Origin of the sequence: Pyrobaculum neutrophilum V24Sta (assembly GCF_000019805.1) — an archaeon.
Taxonomy (GTDB): domain Archaea; phylum Thermoproteota; class Thermoprotei; order Thermoproteales; family Thermoproteaceae; genus Pyrobaculum; species Pyrobaculum neutrophilum.
In genome coordinates, this window is record NC_010525.1 from 153,115 (window position 1) to 167,407 (window position 14,293).

A 14,293-nucleotide genomic window follows, 5' to 3' on the forward strand; every position below is an offset into this window, starting at 1 on the left:
AAAACGGGGAATTTAAGGAAAAGCCTCGCTGGTGAGGAGAGCCCTCAGCACGTCCCTAATGCTGATGACGCCCACCACCCTGCCGCCCTCCACCACAGGCATATGCCGTATGTTGTGCTCGACCATCTTCACAGCCGCAGACAGCACAGACTCGTCGGGCGACGCTGTGACCAACTCCCTCCGCGCCACCTGGCCCAGAGGGGTTCTCAAGTCCACCTCCTGCGCCACCAGCCTCACCACGTCGCGCTCCGTTATTATCCCCGCCGGTCTACCATCTCTCTCAAGCACCACGACGCTTCCCACATTAGCCGCATACATCTTTGCGACGGCGCACTCCACGGGCTCGTCCACGTAGCAAGAAACCACAGAATCCCTAACGAGCTCCCTAAGTCTCACTGTACGCACTGGAGGCATCCTTATAAATTTTACAAATGAAGGCCCCCAGGCGCTCAAATAAATAGGGGGGCGCCTCCAGAGACGTGGAAGTACTCGAAATCGACGTGGGCAAGAAAAGAGCTCAGCGGAGGAGCGTAGCCGCCGGGGGGCCCTTGGAGGCGGCCCTCCGCATACATAGCGAACGGGAGACCTGGCGCCTAGACCCGCTGTCGCCCGAGTGTCCAGTCGTCATAGGTTATGGGCCCTTCGTCGGCGGGAGGCTGTACGGGGTCCACCGGCTGATCTTCGTCTTCAAAAGCCCTCAGACGAAGACCCTACACGTGTCCGCTCTAGGCGGCGCCGCCTATAAGGCGATGGGGGCCTCTGTACAAGCCATCTCCATAGTGGGGAAGGCCGAGAGGCCGACGGCCATCCTCGTGGCGGCTGGACGGGTCGAGTTCGCCGACGTAGAGCCGGGAGACGCGTACCAGACCATAAAGCAGCTCTACGCCAGACACAGAGACTTCTTTGTGCAAAACGACGCCAGAGCCCTCGCCGTTGGGCCCGCCGCCTACACCACCTACAGCGGCGCCGTGGTGTCTGTGGATCTATCGAAGACGGGGGAGCCCAAGCCCGGCGCCGAAGACTTCGCCGCTAGAGGAGGCCCGGGGACCGCCCTCGCCCAGGGGCACAACGTGGCGGCCTTGGCCATAGGCGGCCCCAAAACCCCGCTCTACCGGCAGATAGCGGACGGGGAGGCCATAGACAGGATATTCCTCCAGAAATTCGGCAAACGCTACATAGAGGTGGTGAACGAAAAAACCGTTAAATATAGATTCGACCAGAAGCTGGGGACGGGAGGGACCTTCGGCGTGAACTACGTACACTACCGCGACCTCCTCCCCCTCTTCGGCTACAAATCGATATACATGTCCAGGGAGGAGAGGATAAAACACGCCGACTTAATCCTGGAGCTGTTCTGGAGGCCCTTCCAGAGGGAGGTGTTTGAAAAATCGAAAAGTTGGTACAACTGCGGGGAGCCCTGCCCCGTCGTCTGTAAAAAGGTGTGGCACGGCAAGAAGGTGGACTACGAGTCCTTCCACGCGGCCGGCCCCTTCATAGGCAACTACATATTCGAGGAGGCGGTCCCCCTAGTCGATATGGTAGACAGGCTTGGACTAGACGCCATAGAGGCCGGCCACCTAATCGCCTGGCTCTTCGACGCAGTCTACGTAGGGCTTCTAAAGCCGGAGGAGGTGGGCATAGACGATAAGCCCGCCTTCGACCCGCGGAGCTTCAACCCCACCGAGGACTCCAGAAGAAACGCGCGGCTGGCGGCGAAGCTCCTGGAAAACCTCGTAAACAACACGACGGAGGTCCTAACGCTCGTCGCAAAGCACGGAATCAGGAGAGCCGCGCGGGAGCTGGAGAAGAAACTCCGCGACAGGGTCCTCGCCACGGGGCACAGATTTAGAGACCTCGCGGTATATGCGGCGTACGGCGCCGAGGGCTATATGACCCCCAACTTCTACTGGGCGCCTGGCTTGGTGGCGCCGATGTATATACAGGGCCGCTACTGGACCAACTACAACCCCACCTTCATGGCGCCTGAGGACTTCGCGAAGTCGTCCTACGAGAGGGCGGTGGCCGAGGCCTACATCGACAACGCCGGGATATGTAGATTCCACCGCGGGTGGGCAGAGCCCGTGTTGAAAGAGCTGTATAAGCTCGTGGGTCTCGACCCCCCGACCCCCGAGATCTACAGAGGCTTCGCCCAGTACGCTAAGCTGGCGGGGGCCGAGCCCATGCCCTGGGAGAGCAAAAGGGCAAGGGACCTCGTCTCCACGCTGGCGAGGGAGCTGGGCTCAAGGGAGTGGAGCTTCCAGGACTACGACGACTACTACGAGTGGTGGATCAGGTTCAAGGAGGCGCTGGACAAGCTCGTCAGTGGCGGTGCCTAGGTTCGTGGGCCAGCTCAGGCGGGAACTCCCTAAGCTCGCCCCTCCTGAGCTTGTCCAGCGCCTCGGCGACGGTGGCGCCCTCCGCTAGGTAAATCTTGACCCCCTTCGCCTTAAAGGCGTAGAAGGCAGGCCTACCTATCTCCCTGGTGACCACAACGTCGGGCTTGAGCTTGAGGATCTCCTCCCACCTGTGTCCACGCCCCGTGATCACCTCCTCGTTTTTATAGCCCTCAACTCTATCGCCGTCTACCACTAGGAAAAACGGCGCCTCCCCAAACTCGTCCGAGATGGGGGACTGTAGCCCCTTGTTTTCCTCCACCGGGATCAACACCCTCATGAAGGCACAGCCGATGTGCGCAAATATATGCCGATTACGCCATTTGATAGTTAAAAATTATGTGACTGTCGAAATAGATAAGGTTAAATATGGAGAACAAGAGACGTATATGGGACTCGTGGAGTTGCGTTTTCACGGCCGGGGGGGACAGGGCATGGTCACAGCCGCCCAGGTCTTAGCCGCCTCGGCTGTGTTGGAGGGGAGGTACGCTCAAGCCTTCCCCGAGTTTGGCCCAGAGCGCAGGGGGGCGCCCGTCAAGTCGTACCTAAGGATATCTGATAAGCCGATTTATATACGCGAGCCTATACAGCGCCCAGACGTGGTGGTTGTGGCAGACCCCTCCCTATTCAAGGCGGAGAATCCCCTTGAAGGGGCAAAGCCCACAGCCGTGCTTGTGGTAAACGGCCTCTACAAGGCGCCAGTAAAAACATATTACATAGACGCGACCTCTCTATCGATGAAGATCTTGGGCCGGCCCATCGTAAACACGGCAATGATCGGCGCCGTTGTGAAAGCCACGGGCGTGGTGTCTCTGGCGTCCGTCGGCAAAGCGTTGAGGAAGTTCTTCTCGGGTAGGCTCTACGAGCTAAACCTAAAGCTGGTGGAGGTGGCGTACCAAGAGACGAGAGAGCTATGACGCTCCCCAAGGCCACGGAGCTCCCCATCGGGGCTGTAATACCGGAGCCAGGCTCGACGAGGAGAAACACGACAGCCGGCTGGAGAACCCTAAGGCCTGTGATAAACGACGAGAGGTGCGTCAGATGCCAGCTCTGCTGGCTCTACTGCCCAGAGGGCACCATCGTGGAGAAAAAAGGCGTGTTTAAAGTAGGCGGTAGGACATACGACGTGAGGTACGAGATAAACTACGACTACTGCAAGGGCTGCGGCATATGCGCGAACGAGTGCCCCACGAAGGCGATAGAGATGGTGCCGGAGACCCCATGATGGTGCAGAAGACGAAGCAGGTTGAGGCGTTGACCAGCAACTACGCTGCGGCTTACGCGGTTAAGGCGGTAGATGTGGACGTGATAGCGGTTTACCCAATTACCCCCCAGACGACGATTATCGAGAAGCTTTCGGAGTTTATCGCCAACGGGGAGCTCAACGCCGAGATTATACATGTGGAGTCGGAGCATTCGGCGCTATCGGCGGTGGTGGGGGCCTCGGCCACGGGGGCGAGGGTCTTCACAGCGACGTCAAGCCAGGGGCTTGAGTTCGCCCACGAGGTGCTCCACATAGCCAGCGGTTTTAGGCTACCCATCGTTATGGCTGTGCCTGGGAGAGCCCTCTCCGCGCCGATAAGCATACACGGCGACTACAGCGACGTAATGAACGCAAGGGATACGGGGTGGGTCATATACATAGCCGCCACGGCCCAGGAGGTGTACGACACGGTGATACAGGCGTATAAACTCGCAGAGTCCGTGCTGTTGCCCGTCATGGTGGCTTACGACGGCTTCCTCATGAGCCACACCATGGAGCCGGTGGAGCTAAACGACGAAGAGGAGGTGAGGAGCTTCGTCCCCCGCGCCGCGAGGCCCTACACACTCAACCCGAGGCGCCCGGTGACGATGGGCCCCCTGGCCTCGCCCGATTGGTACTACGAGCTTAAGTACCAGCAGGTCCTGGCCCTCAGGGAGGCCTACAAGGCCGCGGCCGAGGTGGACGCCCAGTACGGGAGAAGGTTCGGCCGTAGATACGGCCTCGTCGAGGGCTACAGGATGGAGGACGCCGACTACGCCATAGTCGTCTACGGGGGTGCGGCGTATGGAAACGCGAGGGAGGCCGCCGATAGAGCTAGAGAGGCCGGTATAGCCGCGGGGGTGGTGAGGGTGAGGCTGTACCGCCCCTTCCCAACGGAGGAGGTGTTAAAGGCGCTGGAGGGCGTGAAGGCCTTCGCCGTGGTAGACAGGGCGATCATGTTCGGGAGCCCCGCGGAGGGGCCGCTGTATAAGGACATAGCCACGGCGATGTATATACACGGCGTAGATAAACCAGCGTTGAACGTGATCCACGGAATTGGGCAACGCCCAATATACGTGGAGGATATGTACAAGATATACGCCGCGCTGAGGGAGAACCCCAGGCGGGGGGTGGTCTTCATGGGGGTGAGGATATGAAGATCTACTACAAGACGCTGAGGGACCTCCCGCGCGAGGAGCTCTTCGCCCCAGGCCACAGGATGTGCGCGGGGTGCGGCGCGGCCCTCGCCATGAGGTGGATAACGAAGACCGTGGGCCCAAACGCCGTTGTGGTAAACGCCACCGGCTGCGTGGAGGTGACCACCACGCCCTATCCTGAGACGGCGTGGATGCACCCATACCTACACGTGGCGTTTGAAAACTCAGCCGCTGCCGCCTCCGGGGTAGAAGCCGCCATAAGGGCGTTGAGGAGGAAGGGCCTCTGGGACGCAGGCGATACTAAGGTGGTCGTCATCGCCGGCGACGGCGGCACCTACGACATTGGGCTACAGTCCCTAAGCGGCATGCTGGAGAGAAGACACCGCGTCTTGTACATACTCTACGACAACGAGGCCTACATGAACACCGGCATACAGAGGAGCGGGGCAACCCCCAAGTTCGCGTGGACCACCACGACCCCCGTCGGCATGGCGGTAAGAGGCAAGATACAGTGGAAGAAGGACATAATGGGCATAGTGACGGCGCACAGGCCCCCCTACGCCGCGACCGCCAGCGTATCCTACGTGCTGGACATGGTCAACAAGATAAAGACGGCCCTCGACTACGCCGAGGAGGGCCCCACCTTCCTGCACATACTAGCGCCCTGCGTCCCCGGGTGGCGCTACCCCGAAAACAAGACGGTGGAGGTGGCTAGGCTGGCGGTGGAGACGGGCTACTTCCCCCTCTACGAGTGGGACCACGGCAGATTTATCCTCAACCCGCCCAGCAACGCCCACCTAGACAGATCAAGGAGGAGGCCGCTCAAGGACTACCTAAGGCTCCAAGGCAGATTCGCCCACCTAACCGACGAGGAGATAGCGGAGCTAGAGAAGGAGCTCGACGCCTACTGGCAGTACCTCGCCAAGCTGGCCCAAGCCTTCGGGCCACGCGCGTGAACCCCCGGAGACTTACCGCCCTCTGGTGTATTACCGACGTATTGCTCTAATTTGAGGGCGTGGATAAGCGTAGCTCTTAAAAAACATGTGGGTCTATGTGGCATGACAAGAACGATCCTACTTACGCTGGGGTTGGCCGCTCTGATGTTGGCGGCCACCACGGTGGTTATACCTCCAACCGCAAAACTGGAGCAGATAGCGTACAAGGTGGAGGAGACCACGCTGAAGATACAGGGCGCCGGCGTGGCGACGCTGGCGAGACCGTACGTCACGCCCGGCGAGGGCTACGTATACGCGGGCATGAAGATAGAGTTCCTCGGCGCATACCCCTCCATACAGGTGGGAGCCGACGGCCAGATAAGCAAGACCTTTGACCAAAACGGCTTCGTGTCCGCGGTGTATGTCGGCCCCGACGCCTCCAAGGTCACCCTGGTCAACACCGCTAAGGATCAGGTGGAGGTGAAGGTGAGGATCACCTACACCTACGTCAAGGCGAGCTACATCCCGCTCAACGGAGACACCACCCTTGAGGTCAACGTCCCAGACGGCAAGCTTGCCCAGGGCTTCAACGCCATGGCTAGGCTCACCATCGAGCCCTACGCCTCCTACGTCGTAAAGTCCGTGGAGAGGCCCGACGGCACCCCCGCCACTGTCTACAGGGTTGAGCCTAAGGTGGTGGAGATAAACACCCCGGGCAAGTACAAGATAGTCATCGGCCAGGGCCCGGCGATGCCCGCCGCTATGTTGGTCAAAAGCCTCTCTAAGCAGACCGCCTCCGTGGCGCCCAACGGAGAGTTCGCCGTATCCGGCGCAGAGGTGGGCGTCCCCCAGGGCTGGAAGCTACTCGGCTACGTGGTGTTCGCATACACAGCCGACGCCAACCTAATCGGCAAGGAGGTGACCGGCGACATCGCCATCTCCGGCGGCTTGGTGGACACCGTGACGGACGTCAACCAGAACATCATAGTTAGGAGCGTCTCGTACCTAATACCGCCCGTCTGGAACTTCAACATCAGGTACAAGATCGCGATAGTCTACGGCGAGGGCTTCAAGATAACCTCCACGCTGCCCAGCACCGTCAACGTGATATACATACCCATCGTGTACAAGGAGGCCCAGGTCAAGTGGTTGCCCGACAGAGCTCTGGTCAACGTGACCGACGCCGACGTGGCAGACGGCCAGTGGACTGCCATAGTGATGCAGCTACCCGAGCTGGCAAGGATAGTGGCCATTAGAACCCCCGGCAACGCCATGATATCAAACGCCACAGATGTCAAGCTGGTGTGGGGCGGCGGTCTGAGGGCGGCCTCCATATCGCCCGACGGGAGGCAGGCCTACCTAGTGGTGCAGATGGGAGACACCAAGGAGGTCGGCACCTACACCTTCATAATCAACTGGAGGCCCATGAGGATACCTGTGGTAGACACCAAGGGCCGTCCCGTGTCGCAGCTCTCCGCCACCTCCGACAAGTTCGAGGCGGCTGCCTCCACCGGCTACGTGGAGGTGAAGGTCTACAAGCCCGAGCCCTTCGCCCTAGACATCAGCTACAGGGGCGTCAAGGCGGCTCACGTCGAGGTGAACTCCCTAATCGCCAGCCCGCAGCCGGTGACTTTGGGCATATACACCGTCAAGATAGTGGTGGTCGGCGCCTTGAACCAGCCGATAGCGGAGGCGTCGGTGGCCATCGAGGGCTTCCCGGCCTCCGGCAAAACCGACAGCTCCGGCGCTGTGAAGTTCCCAGACGTGCTGGCCGGCACGTACAAGGTTAACGTCGACGTCGGAGGTAGGGTCAAGGTGAGCGACACTATCGACGTCAACGGAGACGTGGAGAAGGTCATAAAGACTCCGATAGTGGCCGTGGTAGGGGGCGTGCCGATAACCACGCTAGACGCCATCGCAACCGTCGGTGGACTCTCCGCGGCTGGGCTGTACTTCGCGATTAAGAGGAGAGGAGAGCCGGTAGCCGAAGTGGAACAGATTTAATCTTTTTTATAGGGCCTCTTTCTTTTTGTGCCTCTCATCAAGACGTACATAGACGAGAGAGGTGAGCCCAGGGCCCGTATTGTAGACGAGGGCGGTCGCTACGTGATTTCTCTCGACGTCTTTAAGCAACTGGAGAGGGCTCCCCCCGACACGGAGGTTCTAGCAGTGGGGGAGCGGTACAGAATCCTCGTGAGGAGGCGGAGCCTCCTCGGGGGGGTCTGCGAGTTTGTGTACTTCCAGTTCCCCGGGGGCGTCCAGCTGATCAACGCCAAGTATGTAGGCCCCGACGACCCAGACGCCGCGATAGAGGCGCTACTTAAGGCCTACCAGGAGGAGGTATCCCAAGGCGAAAAAGACGGCGGAAATAAGTAACACCGCGGCCACCTCAGCCGCCTTTATCCTCCTGTATCCCGGCGGCGATTTCGCCACCAGCGCCAATAATGTGAGGAAAAGCACCGCGGCGTATATAGCTGTGGCTAAAGCCAGGGCCTGCAGAGGCTCCACGGAGCTGGGTACTGGGGTGTATATAACATTGGGCCCCCTCCGCGGCCTCCCCGGGGCTCCTTTCCGAAAAACGCCCTTCTACGGCTGCGGCATCCGACACAGATGCATACGCCGAAGCGTCTGGGCCCCTAAAGGGCGAGGCTTGTCGTAAGCCATGTCAAGCCGCTGGTCGCTTCGTCACTCCTGATATGGCAGTGCCGGTCGAAATAACCAAAGCGTTGCCGTATGTAGAAGTTTACGTAAGGCGAGAAAACACGGCGTTCCAATTATAACGATCCGTCTTCCTCAACAGGCCCCGGTGTTGGGCAGAGCTGGTGTGGAGCTTGGCGCCGATGTCCCTCCTCTTCCCCCGTTGCTGGCGGGTAGGGGGGACAAAGCCGCGGTGGTAGAAAGGAGGGCGCTCGCGGAGGGCCGCCTGGGCTCCGCGCCGGAGGTTGCCTGTACGCCGGCGAAGGCGCGGGCGAGGAGAAAGTCCCTAGGCGGACCGTATATATACACCTGTCTACTCCAGCGCGTGATTGTGCTCCACTTACATCTGTATCAGCCGGAGAGGGCGGATCCGTGGCTCGAGGTGATTTTCCCGGAGCCCTCTGCCTCGCCTTATAGGCACTGGAACGAGCGGGTGTCTTACGAGTGCTATGAGCCAAACGCCGAGTTGGGCAACTACAGGTGGGTTAGCTTCGACGTGGGGCCAACCCTGCTGAGTTGGCTTAGGCAGAACAAGCCGCTTGTCTACATGGCTCTTCTCGAGGCAGACAAGGCGGGGGCCGAGCGGTGGGGCCACGGAAACGCGCTTGCGCATCCCTACTACCACGTCATCCTCCCGCTCCTCCCCAGGCGTGATCGGGATGTGCTGATCTACTGGGGGGTGGAGTACTTCAAGAGGCACTTCAGGAGGAGCCCCGAGGGCATGTGGCTACCTGAGATGGCGGTGGATCTCGAAACGCTTGAGGTGTTGGTCGACAACGGCATCTCCTACACGGTGCTTACGCAGAGCCAGGTGAAGGGCGGGAGGCCGGGCGGCCCCTATAAGGTGGTTCTGCCGAGCGGGAGGAGCATCGCGGTTTTTGTAAGAGACGAGGCGCTTTCCAACGCGCTGGCCTTCGGCGGCTTCGGCAGATTCATGGAGATGCTGGGCGGGTCCAGGGAGGCCATAATCGCTCTAGACGGCGAGACCTTCGGCCACCACATCAAGGGCGCGGAGAGGGACCTAGCCCAGTTCATAGCGAGGAGGGGGGATGAAATGGCGAACCTCGGGAAGCTCTACGAGGGGGGCTACCGCGGCGAGGTGGAGATAGTGGAGAAGACGTCGTGGAGCTGCCCCCACGGCTTGGGCCGGTGGAGTAGAGACTGCGGTTGCGACGGCCCAGCCCCGTGGAGGGAGGCGCTGAGGAAGCTGGTGGACTGGGTGGGCGAGGTCGTCGACAAGGCGTTCGAGGAGAGGTTGGGAGGGAGGGGATGGGAGTTGCTGAGGAGGTACATAGACGTCATCCTAGGCGGGGACAACTCGGGGTACGGAGTGGAGGAGCTAAGACTCCTCGAGGCGGAGAGGGCTAAGCTCGCGGCTAACACAAGCGACGCATGGTTCTTCGCCAGAGTAGGCATCGAGTTCGGGATAGCGGTAAAGTGGGCGTTGCGGGCGGTGGAGCTACTAGGCGACGCGGCGCTCATGGAGCAGTTCATGAGGCGCCTCGGCGAAATCCCGATAGATGGCGAGACGGCGCTAGCCTACTGTCCCAGGATCAGAGGGCCTCTGGTCGCCGCCGCCATGTACATCTCCCTGTCGATGTCTGGGCGGCCGCCGGAGAGGGTCGGCCCCTACGTCTTTAGACATATAAACGACGAGTTCGAAATAGTCGACACGAGAACCAGGGAAGTCTTCCGCTTCCGCCACGACCTGCTCTGGAGCCGACAAGGCTTCCCAAGCTAAGCCGATAGACGTCGGTTCAAAGTTGAAGAGGCTGGAGCGTCTCCCCGGGTTTCGCGTTTGTGGATGCAGTCGCGTGGCTGTCTCCCGCTGGTTGCCGATCCGCGGATGGTCTGCGCGGCGTCGGTTGGGGCGCAACGGCTGTGGACAGCGGAAAGCTTTTAAATAGCGCGTGGTTTTGTTGCGTGAGACTTACCGCGTCGTACGTGCCGATCTTTGTGGCTAGGGTGGGCTCGGGGGCAAGCGCTTTCCTAGTGGTGAAGTTGGCGAGCGGCAGTAGCCTTGAAGCCGGCGTGGTGCTCGCCGCCTACCCGTTCCTGGAGGCGCTTGGGGCCTTGGTGGCCGGGCGTTGGTCCGATACCTTGGGACGTAAGAAGACGCTTGTCGCGGGGTACGTGGTGCGCTCGGCGGCTATGTTGTTGCTGGCTTTGGCGTTTTACATGCACAATTCGCCGGCCCTCGTGGGTTTTCTATACGGCGTGATTGGGCTTACGACCGCCTTCATACTCACCGCCTCGCTCACTATGGCCACGGATCTAACGGAGGTCAAAAACAGGGGCGTGGGGATGGGCGGCTTCGAGCTGGTCAACCTGGGTAGCTACGGCGTTGGCTACCTCGTGGGCTCGGCTCTATACACGATGCTGAAGGGGCCCGCCGCCTATCTAGCTGTGGCGTTGTTTACCGCCATGGCGACGCCGGTATTTGCCAAGTTCCTAGAGGAGACGAGGCCGGCGGCGCCCACCGGCGGCAGATTTCTGCTCTCGGTTCTCCCGCCCTCGGCTGTTGTGTTGCTACCGGTGTGGTTTGCGCTGACGACCATCATAGGTCTCGGCGTGTTCGCGCCTAGGGTCCTCCAGGTGGGCCAAGGGGTGGGCGGGGTGGGCGAGAAGATAGTGGGGAGGCTTGGTGAGAGCTTGGCTGTTGGCCTCCTGTTTGTTGGAGCGCTGGCGCTTCTGGGGGCGGGCGCCCTCTTCTTCGGGAGGCTTGTGGACAGGTGGGGCCGCCTCAAGACCTTCAGGCTCGGCCTAGCCGGCGGCTTCGCGGCTCTCCTGGTCTTAAACATCGCTCTGCACGTGGGACTGGGGCCGCTGGAGGCGATCGCCATCACGGCGCCGCTCCTCTTCCTCACTTCTGCAATTGGGCCAAGCATTCTGGCCCTAATAGGCGACGAAGCCGACGTTAGATACAGGGGGACCACCATGGGGATATACAGTGTGGTGCTTGGCCTCGGCATCGGCATCGGTAGCCTCATCGGCGGTGCCGTGGCGACTGTGTCGCAACAGTACGCCATCAACGGCATTGCGGCGGCGGCGCTCGCCGTCTACGCGGCGATGGCTGCGCTACACATCGCCCTGGCTAGAACCAACGGCCTCCGGGAGGCTGCGCTGTCGGGTCCGCGTTAACGTTATAAACCTCGGCCTTGGGGCGCCCAATGTTGGGGTGTGTGTCGAATACTTCAGAAGGCTGATCGGAGACGGAAGATACAGCATCTCGACGGCAGACGAGGCGAGGTGCTTCTCGGCCCTCTTCGATAGAGAGGTTTCGCCGGGTGAGGAGGTTACGCTCGGCGAGCTTATGCCGAGGCCTAAGCCCAACAGGGTATTCGATTCTCCGGTTGAGCTGTTTACAGCCGGGCTCCCCACGCCTCTACTCAAGATCTCGGAGGCGCCTAGAGAGGCCTACGCCAAGCTGGAGTGGTACAACCCCTTCAGCGCCAGCGTGAAGGACAGGACCGTCTACTACCTCCTCAAGTCGACGCGGGGCGACTGGGTGGTGGAGGTGTCGAGCGGCAACGTGGCGGTGGCGCTGTCGGCTCTGGGCAACGTCCTTGGGAAGAGAGTCAAGGTCTACCTCCCGACGGCCGGCAGATACGTGGCGCCGTTTCTGGAGTACCTAGGCGCTGAGTACCAGATACTGGACGTCTCTATGACGATAGAGGCTCTGGAGCTTTTGGAGAAAGACGTGAGGGAGGGCGCGGCGCATCCGAACCAGTTCGCCAACGACATAAACTTCCTCGCTCACCTACGGACAGCGGCAGAGCTGGACTGGCAACTCTCGTCGGTTGGCAAGAAGCCGAATTACATAGTGGCGGCGTTGGGCACCTCGGGCCACGCCTCGGCGCTGGGGTTCTACTTCGGCGTGAGATACGGCGCTAGGCTGATCGCGGTTCAGCCGAAGGACTGGATACCTGGCATCAGGAGGGTGGAGAGCGGTATGAAGTGGATAAAGATGGTGCACGCCGAGATCGTCGAGGTCTCCCTCAGGGAGGCGCTGGAGGGTGTGCGGGCCTTCGCCAAGAGGTTCGGCCTCTTGATAGGGCCAAGCGCCGGGGCCGTCTACACGGCCTTCACGAGGCTAACCGCGGAGGGGACCTACGTTATGGTGTTCCCCGACAGCCTGTTTAAATACGGCCTTATGCTGGAGCAGTTTAGGCAGGTCTCCTCCTGAGGACGAGAAGCTCCGCCTTCCTCCCCCCGCAGCCCTCCACGGTGACGGTCCCCACGAGGTCGTAGTTGGCAAGTAGATCCCCGAGGTCTGTGTTAGGCGACGTGATCCTGATGGTCTTTAGGTCTAGATCTACGTCTCCACAGGTTAGACAGACCCCCACGGCTCTGTCAAGGGCGTTGGAGGCGCAGATGTACCTGGCCCTGGGGGCGAGAGGCGCCACCTTTTCCCAGTCGACGAGCGAGTTAAACACTACTGCTATAGAACGGGCGTTGGGGAGCTCGCCGGAGTAGCGCTCCACCCGCTTGGCAATCCCCTCCAGACGCCTGGGAGATACCGAGTCCGTATGTAGGACAACCTCCGCCTTGCTCAACACCGAGACGGCGTCAGGGGTCAGCCTATCGCCGGCGACGTCTACGAGGTATATGCCCTCGAGCTCGGGCTCCGGCAGTAGCTTCTCAAGCCTAAGCCTATGTAGCTGTCTCCTCCCGCCGCCCGGCACCACGTAGCTCTCTATGAAGCCTTGTCTTCTCAGCGCCACAAGAGCCGACCTCAGCGTCCTCGTGGCGAGTCCAGTGCCCCTCTTGAGATCCTCAAAGGTGAACCAGATCTTGCCGTGGTAGACCACCTCAAAAGCCATGAAGTACAGCACCAACCTTTGCGAAGGCGTTAGAGACGTCGTGGCGGCGCGGTTGGGCGGCGGCACATCAGACATATGTGGCTAAACACAGGTGGTTAAAAACCTGCGCCGGGTGAGCCGCCGTTAAAACCTGCGTGATACGCCGCAGACAGGGCACGCTGGGTTCCGCTGGAGCTCTATGGCGTCAAACGCCATGTGTTTCAGATCCACCACCAGCAGTTTGCCCGCCAACGCCGGCTTGCCCAAGGCGGTGTTAAAGACCTCAAGCGCCATAAGAGATGCAATTACGCCGACGGCGGGCCCCAGCACTGGGCAGAACCCGGTGGCGCATGTGGGGAGCGACTTAAACCGCCCGAAGATGTCCTCAAGACAGGGCGTGGCGCCGGGCACCACCGTTGTGACGTGGCCGTACCACTCCTGCACGGCGCCGTGGACAAGAGGCCTCCCCCGTTTGACGGAGGCGGCGTTAACCACGTGTCTAGACGCCCAGTTGTCTAGCGCATCTACTGCTATGTCTGCCTCCCCCAGTACCTCCTCGGCAAGTTGCGGACTTACGGCCTCGGCGATGGGGACGACCTCGACCTCAGGATTGACGTCTCTCAAGACGGCGGCCGCCACCTCCGCCTTAGGCCTCCCCACCTCTCTGCTGGTGTAGAGGATCTGCCTGTGGATATCCGGCGGCGAAACGACGTCGTGATCTACTAGGAAGACCTTCCTAAAGCCTCCGCCCACGACGTACCTCGCGACGAGGGTTCCCAGCCCCCCGACCCCAAAAACGGCGACGGCGGTGGACCTAACCTTCCGCTGGCCCTCCTCGCCAATAACCGCGATCTGTCTACTGTATCTATCAAGTATCTTCACCGGCGACATACACAGACGCAATGGCTAGGAGACCCACGAGGACGAGAAAACCCCTCTTGAGAAGCGAGGCGCCCGCCGCCGGCGTTAGAAGCATCAACACGAGAAGGCCCAACATGGCTAGGCGCAACGTGGAAAAGAAGCCCATAGGGCATTTCCCACGTCCACATATATATCTTTTGATTAT

General features: G+C 60.7%; 16 protein-coding genes. 10 read left to right on the plus strand and 6 right to left on the minus strand.

Annotated features, from left to right (window positions below; genetic code table 11):
* Positions 1–12: 12 nt before the first annotated feature.
* A complete protein-coding gene (locus tag TNEU_RS00865; protein WP_148682258.1) occupies positions 13–396 on the minus strand; it encodes a CBS domain-containing protein in 384 nt (127 codons plus the stop codon).
* Positions 397–479: 83 nt separating this feature from the next.
* Here TNEU_RS00865 and TNEU_RS00870 point away from each other — a divergent pair, with 83 nt between their 5' ends.
* On the plus strand, positions 480–2,336 hold the full coding sequence (locus tag TNEU_RS00870; RefSeq protein ID WP_012349551.1) for an aldehyde ferredoxin oxidoreductase N-terminal domain-containing protein: 1,857 nt from the start codon (positions 480–482) through the stop codon (positions 2,334–2,336).
* On the opposite strand, the gene TNEU_RS00875 is transcribed toward TNEU_RS00870, so the two are convergent.
* Entirely contained in the window at positions 2,320–2,673 is a 354-nt protein-coding gene (locus TNEU_RS00875; protein ID WP_012349552.1) for a NifB/NifX family molybdenum-iron cluster-binding protein, read from the minus strand. The two genes, TNEU_RS00870 and TNEU_RS00875, sit on opposite strands and share 17 nt — an antisense overlap.
* 109 nt (positions 2,674–2,782) lie before the next feature.
* On the opposite strand from TNEU_RS00875, the gene TNEU_RS00880 reads away from it, so the two are divergent.
* From TNEU_RS00880 to TNEU_RS00905, 6 genes are all read left to right on the plus strand, one after another.
* Positions 2,783–3,310 carry a 2-oxoacid:acceptor oxidoreductase subunit gamma family protein gene (locus TNEU_RS00880; protein ID WP_012349553.1) on the plus strand — a complete coding sequence of 176 codons (528 nt, stop codon included), beginning with the start codon at positions 2,783–2,785 and terminating at the stop codon, positions 3,308–3,310.
* Positions 3,307–3,618 (plus strand): 4Fe-4S binding protein, encoded by a 312-nt coding sequence (locus TNEU_RS00885; RefSeq protein ID WP_012349554.1) that lies wholly within the window; start codon positions 3,307–3,309, stop codon positions 3,616–3,618. The genes TNEU_RS00880 and TNEU_RS00885 overlap by 4 nt, the downstream gene beginning before the upstream one ends.
* Positions 3,615–4,793, plus strand: coding sequence for a pyruvate flavodoxin/ferredoxin oxidoreductase (locus tag TNEU_RS00890; protein ID WP_012349555.1), 1,179 nt, complete (start codon positions 3,615–3,617; stop codon positions 4,791–4,793). Before TNEU_RS00885 ends, TNEU_RS00890 begins: the two co-directional genes overlap by 4 nt.
* A complete protein-coding gene (locus TNEU_RS00895) occupies positions 4,790–5,749 on the plus strand; it encodes a thiamine pyrophosphate-dependent enzyme (protein ID WP_012349556.1) in 960 nt (319 codons plus the stop codon). Before TNEU_RS00890 ends, TNEU_RS00895 begins: the two co-directional genes overlap by 4 nt.
* Before the next feature lie 102 nt (positions 5,750–5,851).
* Positions 5,852–7,732: a carboxypeptidase-like regulatory domain-containing protein gene (locus TNEU_RS00900; protein WP_012349557.1), complete on the plus strand. Its 1,881-nt coding sequence runs from the start codon at positions 5,852–5,854 to the stop codon at positions 7,730–7,732.
* Positions 7,733–7,759: 27 nt separating this feature from the next.
* Positions 7,760–8,104 carry a hypothetical protein gene (locus TNEU_RS00905; RefSeq protein WP_012349558.1) on the plus strand — a complete coding sequence of 115 codons (345 nt, stop codon included), beginning with the start codon at positions 7,760–7,762 and terminating at the stop codon, positions 8,102–8,104.
* On the opposite strand, the gene TNEU_RS00910 is transcribed toward TNEU_RS00905, so the two are convergent.
* Positions 8,045–8,236 (minus strand): hypothetical protein, encoded by a 192-nt coding sequence (locus tag TNEU_RS00910; protein WP_012349559.1) that lies wholly within the window; start codon positions 8,234–8,236, stop codon positions 8,045–8,047. The two genes, TNEU_RS00905 and TNEU_RS00910, sit on opposite strands and share 60 nt — an antisense overlap.
* Positions 8,237–8,750: 514 nt before the next feature.
* Between TNEU_RS00910 and TNEU_RS00915 the strand changes: the two genes are divergently transcribed.
* From TNEU_RS00915 to TNEU_RS00925, 3 genes are all read left to right on the plus strand, one after another.
* Positions 8,751–10,166 (plus strand): DUF3536 domain-containing protein, encoded by a 1,416-nt coding sequence (locus TNEU_RS00915; RefSeq protein WP_012349560.1) that lies wholly within the window; start codon positions 8,751–8,753, stop codon positions 10,164–10,166.
* 182 nt (positions 10,167–10,348) lie between these two features.
* Positions 10,349–11,566, plus strand: coding sequence for an MFS transporter (locus TNEU_RS00920; RefSeq protein WP_012349561.1), 1,218 nt, complete (start codon positions 10,349–10,351; stop codon positions 11,564–11,566).
* Positions 11,567–11,603: 37 nt separating this feature from the next.
* Positions 11,604–12,611 (plus strand): pyridoxal-phosphate dependent enzyme, encoded by a 1,008-nt coding sequence (locus tag TNEU_RS00925; RefSeq protein ID WP_012349562.1) that lies wholly within the window; start codon positions 11,604–11,606, stop codon positions 12,609–12,611.
* Here TNEU_RS00925 and TNEU_RS00930 read toward each other — a convergent pair.
* Genes TNEU_RS00930 through TNEU_RS10175 form a run of 3 tightly spaced genes read right to left on the minus strand, consistent with a single transcriptional unit; the run spans position 12,592 to position 14,254 of the window.
* Complete coding sequence (locus tag TNEU_RS00930) at positions 12,592–13,323, minus strand: helix-turn-helix domain-containing protein (RefSeq protein ID WP_012349563.1); 732 nt, start codon at positions 13,321–13,323, stop codon at positions 12,592–12,594. The genes TNEU_RS00925 and TNEU_RS00930 overlap by 20 nt on opposite strands.
* A 48-nt stretch (positions 13,324–13,371) precedes the next feature.
* Entirely contained in the window at positions 13,372–14,118 is a 747-nt protein-coding gene (locus TNEU_RS00935; RefSeq protein WP_012349564.1) for a HesA/MoeB/ThiF family protein, read from the minus strand.
* Positions 14,096–14,254 carry a hypothetical protein gene (locus tag TNEU_RS10175; RefSeq protein WP_187146727.1) on the minus strand — a complete coding sequence of 53 codons (159 nt, stop codon included), beginning with the start codon at positions 14,252–14,254 and terminating at the stop codon, positions 14,096–14,098. Before TNEU_RS10175 ends, TNEU_RS00935 begins: the two co-directional genes overlap by 23 nt.
* Between the last annotated feature and the right edge of the window lie 39 nt (positions 14,255–14,293).